General features: G+C 36.9%; 17 protein-coding genes. 10 read left to right on the top strand and 7 right to left on the bottom strand.

Annotated features, from left to right (window positions below; translation table 11 throughout):
* Positions 1-76: 76 nt before the first annotated feature.
* The 3 genes from M2372_RS08170 to M2372_RS08160 all read right to left on the bottom strand — a co-directional run bounded on the left by M2372_RS08170 (position 77) and on the right by M2372_RS08160 (position 3,371).
* Complete coding sequence (locus tag M2372_RS08170) at positions 77-1,855, bottom strand: long-chain fatty acid--CoA ligase (protein ID WP_123319845.1); 1,779 nt, start codon at positions 1,853-1,855, stop codon at positions 77-79.
* 189 nt (positions 1,856-2,044) lie between these two features.
* A complete protein-coding gene (locus M2372_RS08165; protein WP_123319844.1) occupies positions 2,045-2,716 on the bottom strand; it encodes a hypothetical protein in 672 nt (223 codons plus the stop codon).
* A 79-nt stretch (positions 2,717-2,795) separates the two neighbouring features.
* Entirely contained in the window at positions 2,796-3,371 is a 576-nt protein-coding gene (locus M2372_RS08160) for a Crp/Fnr family transcriptional regulator (RefSeq protein ID WP_228455728.1), read from the bottom strand.
* Positions 3,372-3,561: 190 nt separating this feature from the next.
* Here M2372_RS08160 and M2372_RS08155 point away from each other — a divergent pair, with 190 nt between their 5' ends.
* From M2372_RS08155 to M2372_RS08145, 3 genes are all read left to right on the top strand, one after another.
* Positions 3,562-4,701 carry an acyl-CoA dehydrogenase gene (locus M2372_RS08155; protein ID WP_115973488.1) on the top strand — a complete coding sequence of 380 codons (1,140 nt, stop codon included), beginning with the start codon at positions 3,562-3,564 and terminating at the stop codon, positions 4,699-4,701.
* A 24-nt stretch (positions 4,702-4,725) separates the two neighbouring features.
* A complete protein-coding gene (locus M2372_RS08150; protein ID WP_047485689.1) occupies positions 4,726-5,091 on the top strand; it encodes a hypothetical protein in 366 nt (121 codons plus the stop codon).
* Positions 5,092-5,304: 213 nt separating this feature from the next.
* Positions 5,305-6,249, top strand: a complete 945-nt coding sequence (locus M2372_RS08145; protein ID WP_123319842.1) for a hypothetical protein — start codon at positions 5,305-5,307, stop codon at positions 6,247-6,249.
* A 186-nt stretch (positions 6,250-6,435) separates the two neighbouring features.
* Here the strand turns inward: M2372_RS08145 and M2372_RS08140 are convergent, their stop codons facing one another.
* The 4 genes from M2372_RS08140 to M2372_RS08125 form a co-directional block, all read right to left on the bottom strand.
* Positions 6,436-7,383 (bottom strand): DUF4349 domain-containing protein, encoded by a 948-nt coding sequence (locus M2372_RS08140; protein WP_123319841.1) that lies wholly within the window; start codon positions 7,381-7,383, stop codon positions 6,436-6,438.
* Positions 7,384-7,683: 300 nt separating this feature from the next.
* Positions 7,684-9,279, bottom strand: coding sequence for a peptide chain release factor 3 (locus tag M2372_RS08135; protein ID WP_115973485.1), 1,596 nt, complete (start codon positions 9,277-9,279; stop codon positions 7,684-7,686).
* A gap of 239 nt (positions 9,280-9,518) precedes the next feature.
* On the bottom strand, positions 9,519-10,229 hold the full coding sequence (locus tag M2372_RS08130) for a hypothetical protein (protein ID WP_123319840.1): 711 nt from the start codon (positions 10,227-10,229) through the stop codon (positions 9,519-9,521).
* A 1-nt stretch (position 10,230) separates the two neighbouring features.
* Positions 10,231-10,950, bottom strand: coding sequence for a hypothetical protein (locus M2372_RS08125; protein ID WP_123319839.1), 720 nt, complete (start codon positions 10,948-10,950; stop codon positions 10,231-10,233).
* Positions 10,951-11,043: 93 nt separating this feature from the next.
* On the opposite strand from M2372_RS08125, the gene M2372_RS08120 reads away from it, so the two are divergent.
* The 7 genes from M2372_RS08120 (at position 11,044) to M2372_RS08090 (ending at position 21,200) form a co-directional block, all read left to right on the top strand.
* A complete protein-coding gene (locus M2372_RS08120; protein WP_115973482.1) occupies positions 11,044-11,874 on the top strand; it encodes a CPBP family intramembrane glutamic endopeptidase in 831 nt (276 codons plus the stop codon).
* Between the two features lie 29 nt (positions 11,875-11,903).
* Positions 11,904-12,488 (top strand): RdgB/HAM1 family non-canonical purine NTP pyrophosphatase, encoded by a 585-nt coding sequence (gene rdgB, locus M2372_RS08115; RefSeq protein ID WP_409013132.1) that lies wholly within the window; start codon positions 11,904-11,906, stop codon positions 12,486-12,488.
* Between the two features lie 134 nt (positions 12,489-12,622).
* Positions 12,623-13,537: a ribonuclease Z gene (locus M2372_RS08110; protein WP_115973481.1), complete on the top strand. Its 915-nt coding sequence runs from the start codon at positions 12,623-12,625 to the stop codon at positions 13,535-13,537.
* 6 nt (positions 13,538-13,543) lie between these two features.
* A complete protein-coding gene (locus M2372_RS08105) occupies positions 13,544-14,314 on the top strand; it encodes a TIGR02757 family protein (protein WP_394337828.1) in 771 nt (256 codons plus the stop codon).
* Between the two features lie 10 nt (positions 14,315-14,324).
* Positions 14,325-14,879 carry a DUF1003 domain-containing protein gene (locus M2372_RS08100; protein WP_115973480.1) on the top strand — a complete coding sequence of 185 codons (555 nt, stop codon included), beginning with the start codon at positions 14,325-14,327 and terminating at the stop codon, positions 14,877-14,879.
* Between the two features lie 200 nt (positions 14,880-15,079).
* Positions 15,080-17,446, top strand: a complete 2,367-nt coding sequence (locus M2372_RS08095; RefSeq protein ID WP_123319838.1) for a choice-of-anchor L domain-containing protein — start codon at positions 15,080-15,082, stop codon at positions 17,444-17,446.
* 169 nt (positions 17,447-17,615) lie between these two features.
* Positions 17,616-21,200 carry a choice-of-anchor L domain-containing protein gene (locus M2372_RS08090; RefSeq protein ID WP_123319837.1) on the top strand — a complete coding sequence of 1,195 codons (3,585 nt, stop codon included), beginning with the start codon at positions 17,616-17,618 and terminating at the stop codon, positions 21,198-21,200.
* Positions 21,201-21,455 lie beyond the last annotated feature (255 nt).

Raw genomic sequence — 21,455 nt, 5'->3', positions numbered from 1 at the left:
TTAGCCAAAACCTAATTAGTTTATCAGATTAAAATCCACAAAAAAACCGCTTCAAACGAAGCGGTTATATTTTTATTTATTCATGATGATCATACATCTTATTGTACAGGGCAATAAACTTCTCTTTTACCGCCTTTCTCTTCAGTTTCAGCGTAGGAGTAAGAAGTCCGGATTCAATGCTCCATATTTCAGGAGTAAGCTCGATCTTCTTAATTTTCTCCCAGTTTCCGAGATGCTCATTGATACCTTCAATTTCTTTTTCAATCCTTTGTTTCAGTTCAGCGCTGTTTGCAATTTCAGCTGGATTGGAACCGATATTCAGGTTATTTCTCATCGCCCAGCTTTTTGCAAACTCAAAATCAGGCTGTACCAGAGCGCATGGCATTTTCTCACCATCACCTACCACCATGATCTGCTCGATGAATTTAGAGGCTTTTGCTAGGTTTTCAATCGTTTGAGGAGCAATATATTTACCACCGGATGTTTTGAACATTTCTTTTTTACGGTCTGTAATCTGTAGGAATCCATCAGTATCAATGTGGCCGATGTCTCCTGTTTTAAAGAATCCGTCTTGTGTAAATGCCTCTCTTGTCATTTCTTCATTTTGGAAGTAACCTTTGAAAACAGATGGTCCTTTTACCGTAATTTCACCATCTTCCTGGATTTTTACCTGTAGGTTATCCAAAGGTACACCCACGGTTCCCACTCTCATTTTTTCAAAACTGTTTACAGAAATTACAGGTGAAGTTTCCGTTAAGCCATATCCTTCCAAAATAGGAATTCCAGCATTCTGGAACATTAAATTCAGTCTTGTAGATAAAGCAGCAGATCCTGAAACTAATGTAACAATTTCACCTCCTAAACCTTCTCTCCATTTAGAAAACACCAACTTGTCTGCAATAAGTTCCTGAATTCCGGATGGTTTGGAAACAGATTTCTTTTTGGTGATCAGATTCAGAGCCCAGAAGAAGATTTTTGATTTTAAACCTCCGGCAGAAGAACCGGTATTGTAGATCTTATCATATACTTTTTCTACCAATCTTGGGACCACGGTCATGTAATGGGGTTTCACTTCCTTTACATTTTCACCCATTTTATCGATGCTTTCAGCAAAATAAAGAGAAAAACCATTGTATTGGTAAAGATAGAAAAGCATTCTTTCAAAAATATGACAGATAGGAAGGAAGCTTAATGCTCTTGTTTCCTTATAATCCAGACTTTTTTTCTTAGGAATTCTAGGAATAGAACCTAATACATTGGAAACAATATTATTATGGGTCAGCATAACCCCTTTAGGTCTTCCTGTAGTTCCTGAAGTATATATAATAGTAGCCAGATCCTCAGTATTGATGGCATTGGAAAGATCTTCCACCTCAATTTGAGTGGATTCATCCTCACCAAGATCCAGAATTTCGCTCCAGTTGGCAGCACCGCTTATTTTATCAAAAGTAAAAATTCCCTGTAAGCTGGGAATATTGTGTTTTACCTTCATTACTTTGTTGAGAAGCTCCTTATCAGAGACAAAGCAGTATTGTATTTGTGCGTTATTGAAAATAAATTCATAATCCTCCGGAGAAATACTTGGATAAACCGGTACCGAAACAACACCAATCTGGGAAATTCCAAAATCCATAATAGCCCATTCTGTACGGGAATTGGTGGTTATCAAAGCGATCTTATCACCCGGCTTTATACCTAGCTTCAGTAATCCTCTGGATATCTTATTGCCTTCATTAATAAACTCCTGTGTAGAAGTTTTTTTCCATTCACCATGATACTTCGTTGCAAACATATCCGTTTTAGGATATTTCTCTAAAGCGTAGTGCGGAATATCGAATAATCTCTTGATCGTCATGATTTTTTAAATAATTTATAAAGAAATCTAAATATAAGCATTTTTTTTAATTGAAAAAATTGAATGGTATGAATTCAAGATTATTAAAATGCTTAACATATTAATTTAAAATCCAGGCCGGAAAATATATTACTTCTTATTTCTTTTCAACTATTCATTAAGCCCATCTGTTTTTTATGAAAATATAATTTATTGATTACCTGAAAATTTTATTTCCCTGTTTCTATCAACCCAGCCGGCAAGGAAGAGGATAAGAGCCATAAGAATTACAAAAGATATAAATAAAACTTTCACAGAATCAGGAGGAGGTGGTCCAAATGTATTGGAAAGCGTTACGATAACAAGTAATACTGCCAGTCCCCAAAGTCCCCATTTACCTTTCTTATTTTTTGCAGTGGTTGTAGATATATAGACAGACAGGCCTCCAAAAAAGATAAGAAATTCAATAATGAGAGTAGCCGCAATATGATTCCATAATCCGAACCCCATTTTATAATTGCCGAATGGTGTAATGGGCAGATCTGTAGTGTGAACTATCAAATCAAAGAACCAATGGCTGAGAACACATAAACCAATGACCACAGCGCTTCTGATATCTTTTTTTATTAAAAAATAGATGAACGTGGCAAGGATTCCCCATACAATTCCCATCAAAAGACTGTGGGTAAACGGGAAGTAAAGAAAATCGTACGCATTGACTTTAGTATACCCGGGAACAACTGCTACTTTTTCTATATTAAAAATGAGCATAAAAGGCCAGAGGATATCTACAAACTGAGTAGCCGCGAATAAGGTAATTAATGAAACCTTTGGAGCTGCTTTTTTAGCAGCAAATGATAAACCGAAGTGTCCTATAAACATGATTGTATTGTTTTTACGTTTAATAACGAACACAAAGTTAAAATATAGAAGAAGGCGTACACTTGATAAAAATCAAGAATTACATAAGCTGTCTTTTTCTGATTCTGCTGAAAGTCTCAGGTGTCATTCCCAATATTGAAGCAATATATTGTAATGGAACCTGATTAAATAATTCTTTGTTGCTCTCAAAAAAAGAATTGTATCTCTCTTCCGCAGACATAGACAAATGGCTGAAAATTCTATCCTCCATATAAGTTACACATTGGATGATGAAATTCTTTTCCAGTTCATTCCATGTCGGAACTATATTGATGATTTTGTTATAGTCATTGTGGGTAATAAAATAGATTTCTGTATCGGATAGAGCCTGAATGGTCCAACGGGATGGAATTTTAAAATAAAAACTTGACAGGTCTGTTCCAAAATATCCTTTGGTTGCAATCCATTGGGTAACTTCCTTATCATATTTTGTTGTAAAGACTCTCAATAGCCCGGATTGAATAAAACATAATTTATCACATATCCTTCCTGCTCTTAGAAAGTTATCTCCCTTTTTCAAAATCTCTGATTTGAAAAGTGAACTTACCTGATTCAATTGCTCCGGCTGAATAATTTTAAAATGAGATTGGATATATTGTTCAAGTTCTTTCATCATGCAGAAATTAAAATATTCTTATGGCCAAATCTACACATTAAATCAATAGTTTATATGCTTTGTGCTTTAACCCAATAGTTGTTTTTTGGTAATATTTGTGCAGCCGGATAATTAATAATGGGCAATTACCAATTCTATTTTCAGATTTCGTTAAAAAGTGTAAATTTACGGCTATCTAATTATTTTTTTTATGGACTTTAATTTATCGGAAGAACAGCTGATGATTCAGCAGGCGGCAAGAGACTTTGCACAGAACGAACTATTACCTGAAGTTATTGAAAGAGACCGTGACCAGAAATTTCCTGTAGAACAGGTGAAGAAAATGGGAGAAATGGGACTTTTAGGAATGATGGTGGATCCAAAATACGGTGGTGCAGGTATGGACAGTGTTTCTTACGTGCTGGCAATGGAGGAGATTGCAAAAATAGACGCTTCTGCAGCTGTTGTAATGTCTGTAAACAACTCATTGGTTTGTGCCGGTCTTGAAAAATTTGCTTCTGAAGAGCAGAAAGTAAAATATCTTACACCATTGGCAAGCGGAAAAGTGATCGGAGCATTTGCATTATCTGAGCCGGAGGCTGGTTCTGATGCAACTTCTCAGAAAACTACTGCTGAAGATAAAGGAGATTACTATCTTTTAAATGGGATCAAAAACTGGATCACCAACGGTGGAACGGCAACTTACTATATTGTAATTGCACAGACTGATCCTGAGAAAAAGCATAAAGGAATCAATGCTTTCATCGTAGAAAGAGGATGGGAAGGCTTTGAAATCGGAACAAAAGAAGATAAACTGGGAATCAGAGGAAGTGATACACACTCTTTGATCTTCAATAACGTTAAAATTCCAAAAGAAAACAGAATCGGTGAAGACGGGTTTGGTTTCAATTTTGCAATGGCTGTATTGAACGGTGGTAGAATCGGTATTGCTTCTCAGGCATTAGGTATTGCTGCAGGAGCTTACGAATTGGCGTTGAAATATGCTAAAACAAGAAAAGCTTTCAAAACTGAGATCATCAATCACCAGGCGATCGCATTCAAATTAGCAGATATGGCAACTCAGATCACAGCAGCAAGAATGCTTTGCTTCAAAGCAGCTTGTGAGAAAGATGCAGGAAAAGATATCTCTGAAAGCGGAGCTATGGCAAAATTATACGCTTCTCAGGTAGCAATGGATACTACTATTGAAGCTGTACAGATTCACGGTGGATATGGATATGTGAAAGAATACCATGTAGAAAGATTAATGAGAGATGCAAAAATCACTCAGATCTACGAAGGAACTTCTGAAATCCAGAAAATCGTGATCTCCAGAAGTATTGCAAAATAAGAATTTATAAAACACACACACGCTATGAAAAAATCTTTGTGGATCACCCTCGGTGTCGTACTGCTGTTGTTAGGAGTATTTGTATGGTATAAGTACTTCTTCGTTTTCGGAGAAGGCGTGAAATCCGGATACCTGAACTATGCCATGAAAAAAGGCTATGTCTTCAAAACCTATGAAGGTAAATTGATTCAGGAAGGTTTCGGAAAAGGTAAAGCGGGAGGTATTACAAGCTATGAGTTTGAATTTTCTGTAGATGACCCTGAAGTTTTCAAACAATTGGAGACCAACAGTGGTAAAACCTTTGACCTCCATTACAAAGAATACAATGGTGCTCTTCCGTGGCGCGGAAATACAAAGTTTGTCGTAGACAAAGTTGTGAATATGAAATAATCTGAAAGGCTTCCGTTATGGAAGCCTTTTTTGCAGGGCAGGATGCTTTATTGTTTTCAAAACAGTTGTCATCATATCATTTTAATAGGGTTCTGTGTCTTTTGGTGCTATCTACGATCAAAGATTATTGTGTATTGAATAGTAAAAAAAATTAGATTTATTTATTGGTAATCAATAATTTAATTATATTTAATATCACAAATAAATCACACTATGATGAGAATTTTATCTCTATTGTTCCTTTTCGGAGCAGTAACATTCGTTAGTTCCCAGATTGGAATTAACACAGAGAGACCTACCGAAACACTAGATGTAAACGGTACGGTACGCATACGAAACATCAAACAAACTGGTCCCCGTACTTCAGCAAGAGATTCTATCGTTGCATTTGATAACGGTGGTGTACTTAAAAGAGTAACAGCTGCACAGATTGTTGCTGAGGGAAATGGATTAGTTTCTGTCGTAACGGCAAGTCCACTCACAGGAAATGGAACGGCTGCCAATCCTGTTGTTCTGGGACAAAATGGAGCATCCAACGAGCAACTTCTTCAATGGAACGGAACCACATGGATCCCTGTCTCTGCTTCTGCTTTAGGAACCATATCACTGAATGTGGGAACTTCCGGCAGCAATATCAATGTTTCCGGTTCACCAGCTTCTTTAGGAGGAAGTATGACACTTAATATTCCGGATGCAAGTCCCACGGCAAGGGGAGTGGTTACTACAGCCAATCAGTCGTTTGCAGGGGTGAAAATATTTTCAACAGTAGGTATAAACACTACTGCCCCTACTGCCTCTTCGAGATTAGATGTTAATGGTGCTTATAAGCTGGGAAGCACAGGAACAGTTCATAAAAATATGATTAGTTTCTCAACAACAGTCAATAGTTCCATTTCTTCCGGAGATTCAACATTCTTAGGCAATTTTAATTCTTCCGGAGTTTTGGATGTCAATGTGGCCATTCCTGCAGCAAGCAGGCCTGGGTCTTCACAGGCAGTAGTAGCAGTATCTCCAAATTTTGACCTACCCGGAGCTGTTTCAATAGCTTCTGCAAGGCTTACTTCACCCACCAATGTAAGAGTTCGCTTTATTAATACCGATAGAAATAATGGGCAAACCATTTCCGGAACACTGTTTATTACGATCAGTGAATTTTAATTTGGCTTTTTTCTTATCATCTTCCTCTTGGGAAATAACTTGTAAAAGTATGATCTTACTGAGAGGAAGGTGAGTTTTTAGACTGTTGGTTCTTATTTTTAATTCAACTTTTGAAAACTGATATTCTAAATACAATTAAATAAACTAAAAAATCCATCACACAGGTGACGGATTCAAGAATCTATTCTATTGAGAATCCCTATCAGGAGTATTGGAATTTCTCTTTTTATAGAAATAGTATCCAATGCCACCAATCAGAAATACAGGCCATAATGGAAGAAGGAAAAGAAAGATGGAAGTAATCACATCCCAGCCTGATTCAATAGCTGCCAATGATTTTCCGCCAAAAGTTTTAGGCTCCTTTTCCACTTCAGTTTTATCCGTGATATTGATATCAATACTGCAGATGGTGTTGTCTGTATAATTAAGTCCTGTAACCTGAATATCTCTGGTTTCAATATCCCCGATAGTACTGTTCAGGGCTTCCATTAATCCATCGAAATGCTGGATAGGTACTTTGATGTCCAGAGTGTATACTTTTTGATTTTCATCCCGTTGATTCGCTGATTCAATATAGGACTGGTTCTCACTTTTAATGTAACCATTATTTTTAATAGCTTCTTCTTTAATGATTTCTTTTACCGTTTCAATATTATCTGCTCTTATCGCAAGATACCCTGTTTTTACCATTTTATCTTTTGGCATATTCAGCTCATAGCTGTCATTTTTTTGCTTTTCCTTGTAAATGATTTTGGTCTCTTTAATAACTTTGGGAGCTGGAGTATTTGTGGCAATTTTCTCAGTTTTCTTTGCTGTAGAATCATTTTTCTCAACTTTTGATTCCAGTTTTGTAGATGCAATTTTATCAGATAGAGAATCTACCATTTTGGAAGTACGTTCTATTTTCTCCTGAATATCATTTTTGGCACCTTCAATATCTTTTATTCTTATACTGGCTGAATCAAGAGCCCGGTTTGCTGTTTTGCCTGCATTGTCAATAGCTTCTGAAGTAACAGTAGCAACACTGTCTATACTCTGGGCAGCATCCTCTATATTAGATTGAGAAGCTCCTCCTTTTTGACTACACGCAATAAAAGCGCCTGATATAGCAACCAGTAATATGTACTTTTTCATAACATTAATTTTTTGATGAAGTAAAATTAGTGACGAAGCAGCTGAAGTACTTGTAAATGGAATGTATTCTGGTCGTAAAGTTATAACTGTAATATTTTCAGTTGGTTGTATTTGTTTTACAAGAGATTTACAAAACGCCTTTTTTGTTCAACACAGCTAAATTTAAGCTGTATCAAGAAAAAGATTACAATGGGAAATGTGTAATTTCTATCCTATGGAGGGAGCAAAAAAATCCGCAGAAATTCTCTGCGGATCTATATCTTTAACAACTTCGCTGTTTAGCGATTTTGTCTGTTCATATTAGTTTTCTCTGAATTCACTGATAAAGTGAAGTTTCACATTTGGGAATTTCTCCTGTGTCATATGAATGGTGAAAGAGGAATCTGCCAAAAATACCAGTTGATTGTATTTATCTTTGGCAAGGAATCTCTGTTTTAATCTTGCAAACTCTTTAAACTCTTCTGATTTTTCATCAGCTTCCACCCAACATGCTTTATGCATTGAAAGTGGTTCGTAAGTACATTTTGCACCATATTCATGTTCCAGACGGTATTGAATAACCTCGTACTGAAGGGCTCCTACAGTTCCAATGATCTTTCTTCCGTTCATTTCCAACGTAAATAGCTGGGCAACCCCTTCATCCATCAGCTGATCAATACCTTTAGCCAATTGTTTAGCTTTAAGCGGATCATTGTTATTGATATAACGGAAATGTTCCGGAGAGAAGCTTGGAATACCTTTGAAACTTAGCTTTTCACCACCAGTCAAAGTATCACCGATTCTAAAACTTCCCGTGTCATGAAGACCAACGATATCTCCAGGGAAACTTTCTTCTACAACCTCTTTTTTATCGGCAAAGAAAGCATTAGGGGAAGAGAATTTCATCTTTTTACCTTCTCTTACCAACAGATAGTTTTCATTTCTCTTAAAAGTTCCGGAAACGATTTTTACGAAAGCCAGTCTGTCTCTGTGTTTAGGATCCATGTTAGCGTGGATTTTGAAAACAAATCCTGTGAAAGTACTTTCTTCCGGTTTTACCAAACGGGTATCACTTTCTTTAGGCTGTGGCATCGGAGCGATGTCAATGAACGCATTCAATAATTCACGAACTCCAAAATTGTTCAATGCAGAACCAAAGAACACCGGTTGTAAATCACCTTTCATATAATCTTCACGATTAAATTCAGGATAAACGGACTGGATCAGATCAAGCTCTTCTCTTAAAGTAGCGGCAGCTTTTTCACCAATAACATCATCTATTGAAGTATCATTAATATTATCAAACTTAATAGAATCTCCAACTTTCTGCTTTTTCTCTTCTAAGAATAACTGAATATTGTTTTCCCAGATATTATAAATTCCCTGAAAATCACTACCCATACCAATCGGTAGAGAAAGCGGACAAACTGTTAACCCTAATTTCTGTTCCACTTCATCCAAAAGATCGAAGGCATCTTTACCCTCACGGTCAAGTTTGTTGATGAATACCAACATCGGAATGTTTCTCATTCTACAAACCTTAACCAGTTTTTCAGTCTGTTCCTCAACTCCTTTTGCTACGTCAATCACAACAATTACTGAATCTACAGCGGTTAGCGTTCTGTAAGTATCCTCAGCAAAATCCTTGTGACCCGGAGTATCGAGAATATTGATTTTATGATCTCTATATTCAAAAGCCAATACGGAAGTCGCTACAGAGATCCCTCTCTGTCTTTCAATTTCCATAAAGTCGGAAGTAGCTCCTTTTTTTATTTTGTTGGATTTTACCGCACCTGCTTCCTGGATTGCCCCTCCGAAAAGAAGCAGCTTTTCAGTAAGCGTTGTTTTTCCGGCATCCGGGTGGGAAATGATCCCGAAGGTCTTTCTTTTTTGTATTTCTTTGATTAAGTCTGACATATCGTATTTTGAAGTTGCAAAAATCGTGATTTTTTACGAGGTTTTCAAATTTAAATTAATACAATACTGATTAGAAGAGAAAGCAGGTAGATAAGAAGGATTGAGAATACCCAATAAAAGGAATAAAAGCATCCTTGTAATTTATAATTATAAAGCTGGTAATAACACTGAAATGTACTATAAAATTCACAATCGCAGCGAATTGGCGATTAATTATTCACCATTGCGGTTTCCGGTTATCAGAAAAGAATTCTTACTAATAATATCAGGACATAAATCAATCCTAAACCCACAAGAAAAATAAATGCAGATATAAATAAATCAAACTTTTCATATTTTTTCATCGGTGGGGAATCTGGAGAAAGATCATACTCTTTAATGGTCTGCTGGCTTATTTTTAAGTCGGGACGAAAATATTGGATTCCAATTAGAAACTGACGATACATCTCAATTTGATTGCTAAGAAGAACATATTCAAAGTTGAAATCTATACTTGTCAATATACTTTCGCCTGCTTTATTTCGAAGAAAAACATTCAGATAGCTTTTGGGATATCTTGATGTAGTACTGTACATATAGGCGTCATGTGATAAGTTTATAGACTGTTGCAGTTCACTATATAAAATGGTATTGATAATATTATCCCGGCTGTCATAAAAAGTAACTCCTTTCTCATTAATAATGGCTTTCCGGATTTTTCCTTTTTTTCGATTGGTCAAGGCTAGAATCAGAGCTAAACAACAAAGTATAAGAAGAAACAGAGCAATAACAAGAAGGGAAAAAGTGCCAAGGTCGTTTTCGAAATACTGGCTGATATTGTTATACATATTTTCGAAAACAGTTCCGATGACCATAATAATCATGATAATAGCTATCCACATGATTCCCATCAGAGAATAAGTGGCCGTTTTATTGACTTTAGAGACTATGGTTTGAAACTTTTCCGTCATATCAGTTTTTTAATTCAGCTAATAAAAATACAAGGCCAAAAATGGCTGCACTGATCACAAATACTGCAAGAATTAAAAGCCAGCCTCCTAATGAAGTTCCTTTTCTATTGACTTTCCAAGTAGTCGGATCAATAGAAAAGCTACTGACAGCCATCGGATCTATTTTTAAATCCGGACGAAAAATAGTGATTCCATGCATAAAATGAGCATATAAAGTAAATTTATTCTTTACAACATGAAGAGGTAGGTTCATATCAATACGTCTTTTCGTTTCTTCTTTTTTTTCAGGTTTTAAAGTTACTTCAAGAAAAGGGACAATGCTGCCACCAACTGTTGTTACCGTATAAATATCAAAATCTTGCTTTGAAGAACGAAGCTCTGTGTACAATATCTGTTCTACGATTTCATTTTTTGAATTGTAAAATAAAAGTCCGGTATTATCAACAATGATCTTTCTTGAAATATTTTTTCTCTTTATGATATAGTAGCGTGTAGAAGGAATTAAGATAAGAAGCGAAATTCCCCAGCATATCAATGCGGGTGTTAACATTGCTTCAAATCCTCTTTTATAAATCCCATAAACGGGGCCAAGGACAAAAAGACTGAATAATAAAAACAGCATCCCGAAAAAAGTGGACTGAAGGATGAAAGTGGCCAGCCTGTTAATTTTAGATTCAACACCGGCGAAAGGAATTGCTGTATTTGTTTTGATGATATTCATGGTACTGGGGCTAATTTAAGTATTTTCTTTTTTAGTTGCCTGTAGCATTCAAAAAAATTATCTTTGTTTCAATAAATTTTTACAGAAAAAAGAATGGAAAATAGCAGGTATCCGAAGTTTACTTTCACATGGCTGGGCGCTGTTACTTTAGTGGTTGGATTGTTTGTAGGGACGATGGCTGTTTCTTTATTCAGTACCTTTTGGAAGGTGGCTTTCAAAGAAAATCTTGAATTGAAAGACTGGTTTCTGATGGTGGCCAATTCTGTAGGATTCGTCACATCCATTGCATTCTTCGATTTTTTCATTGTGAGAAGAACCACACAGCAGAGGCTTAATTTTAATCTTTCATCCGTTAATTTTTATACCTATCTCCTTATTTTTCCAATGATGGCAGGGATGATGTTTATTTCAGAGTTTACAACAACACTGATTCCTACATCAGGTCCTTTTTTCGGAGATTTCTACGAATATTTCATTCAGCTTATGAGCCAGCTGACCGATAATCCTGTGGTTATGATTATCATGACAGTAATTATGGCTCCCATTTTTGAAGAAATCATATTCAGAGGGATTATCCAGAAAGGACTGATCAATAAAGGAGTAAAACCATGGAGAGCTATTTTATATGCATCTATTATTTTTGGAGTAGTTCATGGAAACCCATGGCAGTTCATCAGTGCTGTGATGCTGGGGTGCGTGTTAGGATTGGTATATCACAAGACAAAATCTTTACTGATGCCGATATTGTTGCATGCATTTAATAACCTGACCTTGTCATTACTGGTACTTTATGGTAAAGATGAAAGTTTTGCAAAAGTTTTTAATGTTTCAGAATGGCTGATTTTAGCCATAGGAATTCTACTTTTTTCTTTGTTTTACTATCTTTTTATGAAGAAATATAAAGTACATTATTCTGAAATATAATCAACAGCAGTTAAAAAGTAAAATTGAAAATGAATATAGAAATGGAATTATTGGTAGCTACCCACAACGAGCATAAGAAAGAAGAGATTCAGCAGATTTTAGGAAATGACTGTACCGTTAAAAGTCTTACAGATTATAACATTCACGAAGAAATTATAGAAGATGGAGATTCTTTTCATGCTAATGCTTTAATTAAGGCGAAATATTGTTTTGAAAAGACTGGAGTTCCGAGTTTGGGAGATGACAGCGGGCTTGTTGTAGAATCTTTAGACGGAAGACCTGGGATATTCTCTGCCCGTTATGCCGGAGATCATGATTTTGCTAAAAATATTGAAAAGGTATTGGAAGAAATGAAGGGAGTAGAGAACAGGAAAGCTTATTTTGTGACTGTTTTATGTTATTATGATGAAAATGGGGCCCAATATTTCGAAGGAAGAGTTCACGGAAATTTACTGACTGAAAATAAAGGATTCAAAGGATTCGGGTATGATCCGATTTTTGTTCCGGAAGGATATGACAGAACTTTTGCAGAAATGGATCCCGCAGATAAAAACAAGATCAGCCACCGTAAGCAGGCATTGGATCTGTTTATGGATTTTTTAAAAGTAAAGTAATCAATACTAAAGATAAAAAGAACCACTTCTCTTTCCCGGAGAAGTGGTTTTTTTATGCTTTTCCTGCTTAAAAGTAAAGGTAAAATATATGTTTTAAAATTTCTGTCGTACATTTGTTACAATAAACAATTGATTTGAGTACTTATTTAACAATATTAGGTTTTAATTCAGCGATTCCGACGATCAATACCTCACCCACAGCCCAGCTGTTGGAAATGGAAGAAAGGCTCTTCCTGATCGATTGTGGAGAGGGAACACAGGTACAGTTGAGAAAAGCAAAAGCCAGATTTTCAAAAATCAACCATATTTTTATTTCTCATCTTCACGGTGATCATTGCTTTGGTCTTCCGGGGCTTATTGCCTCTTTTCGTCTTTTGGGAAGAGAAAACCCATTACATGTTTATGGTCCGAAAGGGATTAAGAAGATGATGGAAACTATTTTCCAGATTACGGAAACGCATCGTGGTTTTGAAGTGGTATATCATGAATTGGATAAAGATTATTCCGAAAAGATCTATGAGGACAATAGAGTGGAGGTATATACCATTCCTTTAGATCACAGAATCTACTGTAATGGTTATCTTTTTAAAGAAAAGCCGAAGGACAGACATCTGGATATGAAGGAAATTGCCAAATACAGTGAAATTGAAAGCTGTGATTATCATAATATCAAAGCAGGAAAAGATTTCGTTTTAAGTGATGGTTATGTTCTTAAAAATGAAGTACTGACTCTTGATCCGGCTCCATCTGTATCTTATGCATTCTGTAGTGATACCCGTTATCTTGAAAGTGTAATTCCGATTATTAAAAACGTGACGGCTCTGTATCATGAGTCTACCTTTTTGCATGATTTAAAAGAAATGGCAGATTATACAGGACATACTACTGCATTGGAGGCAGCAACCATTGCACAAAAAGCTCAGGTAGGAAAGCTTATTTTGGGGCATTTTTCCAACAGATATGCAGATCTGACGGTATTTACCGATGAAGCCAGAACCATTTTCCCTAATTCATTCCTGCCAAAAGCTCTGGAGAGTGTAAAAATTTAAATAAATATGTTGAAGTTTGAAGAGCTTAAAAGCTTTCTGGATGAAAAGGCCAACCAATACAACGCTCCTGATTTTATAGAAAATGATCCGATACAGATTCCGCATCGTTTCTCAGTGAAGCAGGATATTGAGATTGCAGGCTTTCTGGCTGCAACTATTTCCTGGGGAAACAGAAAATCGATCATCAACTCTGCCAATAAAATGCTGGATCTTATGGGGAATTCTCCCTATGATTTTGTGTTGAATTATTCTGAAAGAGATTTGAAAGACATTCAGGATAAAAGCATTCACAGAACTTTTAACGGAGAAGATTTTTCTTATTTTATCAAACAGTTCAACAGAATTTATAAAGATCATGAAAGCCTGGAAGAACTGTTTAGAGTAAAAGATTCGGAAACTAATTTCCAACACGCCATAGAAAGATTCAGAAGCAGTTTCCTGCAGGTGGAGAAACATAGAAGTCATAAGCATATAAGCTCACCGTATAAGAATTCCTCAGCCAAAAGAATCATTATGTTTCTGAGGTGGATGGTACGTAAGGATAAACGTGGTGTAGACTTCGGTATCTGGGAAAATATAGATCAGAAATACCTGTCTATTCCATTGGATGTGCATACCGGGAATATCTCAAGAAAGTTGGGGTTGGTGGAAAGAACTCAGAATGACTGGAAAACAGTGGAAGAACTGGATGTAGCCATTAGAAAATTTGATGAAAAAGACCCTGCAAAATATGATTTTGCTCTGTTTGGATTAGGCGTGACGAAAGAACTGTTGTAAAAAATAAAGGATGAAAAAATATAATGAAAAAGCAGAAGTTCTCGAAAAAATAGCAGATCGTATTACCTCATGGATAGGATCTATTCAGTCTCTGATTGTACATACTTTGCTGTTTGTTACTTCGTTTTTGCTTCCGATGCTGAAAATTGTTGATTTTGATAAGATGCTTCTGATTCTTACTACAGTACTTTCTCTGGAAGCTATTTATCTGGCAATTTTCATTCAGATGTCTGTGAACAAAAGCCACGAAAAAATTGAAGATATCCAGGAAGACATCGAAGATATTCAGGAAGATATCGAAGAAATCAGCGAAGATATTGAAGAGATCAGTGAGGATATTGAGGAAATTAATGAAGATATCGAAGATATTCAGGAAGACATCGAAGAAATCAGTGAGGATATTGAAGAGATTAATGAAGATGAAGAAGAAGAGGATCATAATGAAAAGGCTAAAAATGCTATCCTAAAAAGCAATGTAAGTTCAAATAAAAATGAAATAAAAGCTTTGAAGGACATTATTGCTCAACTTCGGGATGAAATAGATCAGTTGAAAAAAGATGAATAGGAGATTGGAAGATCTCTGAGAATATAAGAACAGGTCAGCTTTGCTGGTCTGTTTTTTTTATGATTGAGTATTGTTTTTTACAGTAAATTTAAAAATAAAAAGTATTTATTGTGAATTTTCATTAAAAACAGAGATGTAAGTGTCTTAAATACTGATAAGATATAATTATTTTTGCTACATTTGGGCAAAATGAAATCAAAATGTTGAATTATAGATTGAAACACTACTTTTTTCTTTTAACGTTTTTACTGAGTTCTATTTCTGTATTTTCCCAGGTTGTTCCTGAAAGAAAGACAACAAAGGTGAAACCTACGGGAGCAAATCTTAAGGCTGGCAACTTTATAGATGTAAATGTTCCTCCTTATCCACCTTCAGGTTTTACTCCTGAACAGCTGGTTAAACAAATTTTGATCAATGGTGGAAGTTCCTGTACATCAGCAAATGTTACCAATGTTACCATCTCTCCTAATCATGCCGTAAATAAGCCCGAAAGATTTTGGGGCTACTTTAATAGAGGAACTGCAAATTTTCCTTTTAAAGATGGAATTGTACTGACTACTGGTCATGCAAAAGATGCAGGAAATAGCTTTACTGATGATGTGAGCAAATCGGTAGGAACAGAAAGTGATCCGGATCTGGTGGCAGCAACTAATCCTCCTGTAGCCCTGAAAGATGCAGTAGCACTTGAGTTTGACTTTGTTCCAAGCTCTACCCTGGTAAAATTCAATTATATATTTGCTTCTCAGGAATATGATCCTGGTGGGGATTATCCGTGCGGTAATTACGCTGATGCTTTTGCGCTTCTGCTTAAAAAAGTAGGAGATCCTGCATATACGAATCTGGCTGTATTACCTGGAAGTGCAGGACCTGTAAGTGTAACGAATATTGTTCCGGGAGGAGTGGGCTTCAGTTGTGGACCCATCAATGAAACTTATTTTGGAGGGTTGAATATGCCACATATAGGAATTAATTATAACGGAAAAACTATTCCTTTAACGGCTGTTGCTAACGTAATTCCTGGAGAGACTTACCATTTCAAATTGGTTCTTGCAGATGCATCGGATACACAGTTAGACTCTTCTGTTTTTTTAGAAGGTGGATCATTTGATATCGGTGTGAAAATCGTTGATGAAACAGGAGCTGTTCTGCCATCTACAATTAATATGTGTGATAATACTCCTAAGGCATTAAAGGCACTGTTAGCCGACATCCCAGGGATGACTTATCAGTGGTATAAAGATGGCGTTGTGATTCCGGGAGCTACCAATTCTGTTTATACTGCTGTGGAACCAGGCGTATATTACGTAAAAGTAATGATTCCCGGAAACCAGTGTCCGGGTGAGGCTACGATTACCATTGTCGGAGGAACCAGCCCAACGGTCCAGGATGCAGTACTAAAGCTTTGTATAACGCCTACTGTTAAAACTTTTAACTTAGAGAGTGCAATCCCTATGATCAGTACAACACCAGGAATTGTAGTCCGTTTTTATGCGAAGCTTTCAGATGCTCAGGCTCAAAATAATAATTATATTAAGAATCTTTCCAATTACGATGGAACGGATGGTCAGATATTATATGTTCTTGTATCTAATGGAGCATTTTGTAGTAAAATTCCAACATTAACACTGAGAAAAGAAGAAACCCCTATTGCGGGTCTTAATGTTGCAAAGCTGAAGATATGTTTGGGAGAATCTGTGTTGATGACAGCAACCGGCGGGGTAACTTATGAATGGAGTGATACAACTTCTGTTACAGATGGAACAAGAACGGTGAGCCCTACCAAAACAACAACGTATTCCGTATATGCTGTAGGAGCTCTGGGATGTAAGTCTTCAAAACCGGCTGAAGTTACCGTTGAGGTAGTACCGGCTATTGTTTCTACACTGAAAGGCGGACAGATCTGTGAAGGTGACAGAATTCTTTTAGATGCCGGCTCAGGCCCCGGATATACCTATGAATGGAGTACCGGAGATAAAACACAGACTATTACAGCAAATAAACCTGGAGAATATAGTGTAACGATCAGTAATGGGGTGTGTTCTAAAGAATTTAAAACCAAAGTGATACAAGCCGTTATTCCTGAAATTATTAATGTGAACTATAATGACAAGGGAACCATGGTTCTTACAGCCACCAATCCTAGTAATGGTATATTGGAATATTCCGTAGATAATGGCCTTACATGGCAGAATTCCAATGTATTTACAAATGTGCCTAAAAATGAAGTTATTGCCATTCGTGTAAGAGTGAAGACTACAAGCTGTGTAGGATTCCTGGAGTACTTTACCTTTGTTATGAGAAATGTAATTACTCCAAACGGAGATAATATTAACGATATTATCGATTTTAGAGGAATCGTAAAATATAAAGATTTCAGCGGTAAGGTCTTCGACCGTTATGGAAAAGAAGTATTCCGGGCTGAAAGGTTCAGACCTTATTGGGATGGATACTTCCAGGGAAAACGATTACCGTCCTCATCTTACTGGTATCAGGTTACCTTTGAAGATCCGGCAAGCAAATTGCTTACCGTGAAAACGGGTTGGATCCTGCTTAAGAATATAGAATAATTCAAAAATATTATTGAAAGACTGACTGCCTTGTCAGTCTTTTTTTTTGATATTGAAATAAATTAAGTTGATATTCTACGATTAATAAATTTGAATTAGTAACAATGTAAATTATGTTAAACTGAATTTAAATCAAAAAAAATAGTATTTTTGTTTAAAATACTATAAAATGTTAAATAGGAGGAAAGGAAGTTTATTTTTAGTGTTGTTTTTTGTTTTTATGGGAAGCTTTATTTTTGCTCAGGAGAGAAGCAAAATAGGTGCGGCCAAAAAACCTAGCACTGCCACTATGAAAGCAGGTGCTTTTATTGATGTTAATACTTCCAATTATCCTGAGTCTTCCTATAGTATTACTCAGTTGGTGAAAGATGTTCTTATCTCAGGTGGGGGATGTGCTAGTAATAATATAAGTAATGTACTTGTTTTTCCCAATTTACCACCCACTAATCAGAACCGAAGCTGGGGTTACTTTAATAAAGTGGCAACGAATTTTCCTTTTTCTAAAGGGATTATTCTTTCTACCGGATTTGCTAAAAATGCAGGAAATTCTTATATACCCGACCTTAATGATGACTTGGGTACAGGAGGAGATGTAGATCTGGCAAATGCTTTGGGAATTAGTAATGCGAAGCTGACCAATGCTACCTATATTGAATTTGATTTCGTAGCTGTTGCCTCTGAGATTACCTTTAAATATTTATTTGCTTCAGAAGAATATCAGAAAACATTCCCGTGTAATATTACTGATGGTTTTGCTTTATTGCTGAAGAAAGTTGGTGATCCTAATTATACGAATTTAGCGGTACTTCCGGGAGGAGCAGGACCGGTAAGTGTAACGAATATCCACCCGGCTAATATTAATTGTGGTCCAAAAAACGAAATATATTATGGAGGAACCAATACTGCTCAGATTGAAACCAATTTTGAAGGCCGTACCGTTCCTTTGGAGGCAAAAGCAACCGTTATCCCTGGGCAGACCTATCATTTTAAGATGGTTTTGGCTGATTTTCAGGATGGGAACTATGATTCGGCTGTGTTTTTAGACGCAGGATCCTTTGATATAGGAGTGAAAATCCTCGGTCCGGGAGGTGTACAGCTGCCAAGCTCAGTGAATATGTGTGATAATACACCACAGACTTTCACCGCTTCAGTTCAGTATCCTAATGTGACATATCAGTGGTTTTTAAATAATGTACTGATCCCAGGAGAAACCAATGCCAGCTATACAGCAACACAACCCGGGGTCTATACGGTGAAAGTATTGATACCTGGTAGTACCTGTCCGGGAGAGGCAAAAATTACCGTTGTGGGAGGAACTTCTCCTACAGTGCAAAACGCTACATTGACAGCCTGCTACAGTGCAGGAAATGCGACATTTAATCTGCCTGCAGCACAACCTGCAATAAGTACAACAGCGGGAGCAGTCTTTACTTATTATACAACATTAGCAGATGCCAATGCAGGTGGTCCTGCTAATATAATTCCTAATCCTACAGCCTATCAGAGTGCCGGAGGAACGGTATATGTAAGGGTACAAAATGGCTTCTGTGCTAAAGTAGCTGAGCTGAATCTAGCTAAAGCACCACAGATGACAGGTTCTATTGTACCTCCTGCAATATTGACCTGTGCTAATTCGCAGATTACACTGGATGCATCAGCTTCAGTTTATCCTGCCGGAGCTACATTCAACTGGACTACTACAGGTGGAAATATTGTTTCAGGAAACACTACGCTGAATCCTGTAATCAATGCGCCGGGAACTTATACATTGACAATATCAAAAGCTTATCAGCCTGGAAATATCAACTGTACAGCGGTTGCAAACGTGACGGTGACAGGAAATAGTGCTCCGCCTAATACAACTTTAACAGCTCCTAAACTAAAAATCTGTAAGGGAGAATCTATAACACTTACAGCTTCAGGGGCGGCAACTTATAATTGGGGTGGTGGCCTTCCCGGAAATGGAAATACACAAACTGTAACTCCTACAGTTACTACAACATATACTGTAATCGGTGTGGGAGCTAATGGATGTGCATCTGCCAACCCTGCGACACTTACCATCGAAGTATCTGAGCCATTCACAGCACAGAATGCAATACTTCACAAATGCTATCAGCCAGGATTAACTTTTAATCTTCAGGAATCACAGGGCCAGATCACAACAGCAACCGGGGTTACTTTTGCATATTATGTAAATCAAACCGATGCTGATGCCGGTAATGGTAACGTTATAGCAACTCCTACAGCGTATTTACCTACTTCGGCAAACCAGACAGTCTATGTAAGAGTTAGCAACGGAGGTTGTAGCTATGTGGTTTCTCTGCAATTATTGAGAGCTGCAGAAACTACCTTAACGATAGTTGCTCCGCAGACTATTACCTGTACAACTCCCCAGATTACTCTTAATGCATCAGCTTCTGTAATACCGCCAGGATCTACCATTACCTGGACGACAGTTGGGGGTGTTATTCAGTCAGGAGGGAATACCCTTACGCCTGTAGTAAGTGTGGGAGGTACATATACATTAACTGTTACCAATATATCCCAGCCGGGAAATCTAAATTGTCCATATAGTTCAACAGTAACAGTAACTCAGGATAAAGTGGCACCTATTGCAGCTCTTGTATCGTCAGAAGCTCGTATATGCGTTGGTGAATCAGTAACATTAACTGCATCTGGTGGAGCTACCTATACCTGGGGGAATGGTCTTACAGGTACCGGAAATACTCAGGTTGTTTCACCTACAGTTACGACAGTGTATACAGTACATGCAGTAGGGGCTAATGGATGTGTTTCTGCTACACCTGCAACCGTTACTGTTAAAGTAGGACCTCCGATAGCAGGAGTTTCTGCAGATAAAGTGAAAATATGTGCCGGAGAATCTGTTACCCTTACCGCTACTGGTGGAGTTACTTATAATTGGGTGGGTCTTACGGGAACCGGAGATACACAGGTAGTAAGTCCTACCACCACTACCATTTATTCTGTGTTTGCATTAGGAGGGAACGGGTGTATTTCTGAGAAAGCTGCCGAGATAAAAATAGATGTAGTTCCTGCTATTGTTTCTACGTTAGAAAATGTATATGTCTGTGCCGGAGATAACGGTACTCTTGATGCCGGAGCGGGGCCTAATTATACCTACCTGTGGAATACCGGAGCTACCACGCAGACAATTACTACAAAAATTGCCGGAACGTATTCTGTAACAATAAGTAATGGGGTGTGTTCCAAAGTATTTACAGCACAGCTTGTCAATCCTGATCTTCCTGAGATCATCAATGTTGCTTATGATAAGAATATCATGACCCTTACTGCAACTAATCCTACAGGTGGGGTGTTAGAATTCTCCATAGATGGTGGGCTGACCTGGCAGGGATCAAATGTATTTAACGGTATCTTAAACAATACAATGTATCATTTGATGGTTAGGGTGAAGAATGCGAAATGTGGAACTTCAGTGGATTATTATACCTTCGTACTCAGCAACGCTATTACTCCTAATATGGATGGAATAAATGATACGATAGATTTCTCCGGAATTAGTGGATATAAGGACTTTTCTGCGTCTATTTTTGATAGATACGGAGCAGAAGTCTTTAAGGCAACAAAAGGAGATGTAATATGGAGAGGCTCTCTAAAAGGAATCAATCTGCCTACGGGCACTTACTGGTATAGAGTTCAGTGGGAAAACCCAGCGAGCAAAAAACTGGAGCAACGCTCAGGATGGATACTTTTGAAAAACAGAAATTAAGTTATAATATAAAATAAACAACAAAACCCTTCGTAATTGAAGGGTTTTGTTGTTTATTTTGGTTGATTTTGTTAATGTATTTTTTGAATTGTAGTGAAGTTTATAAATTGTGTTTTTATTTTATATTATCATTTTCTTAAAACACCTTTTATTACTATAAATATTGTTTTGTGCCTATAAATGTTGTTATTTTTTTATAAAAAATATAAATATGTGTATTAGATATTTAAAAAAAAATTAAATTTGTTGAAACAG

This window comes from Chryseobacterium sp. BIGb0232 (assembly GCF_024810195.1).
Lineage (GTDB): Bacteria > Bacteroidota > Bacteroidia > Flavobacteriales > Weeksellaceae > Chryseobacterium > Chryseobacterium pennae.
Note: the sequence above shows the minus strand (reverse complement) of the source record. Positions and strands in the feature narration are given on the sequence as shown.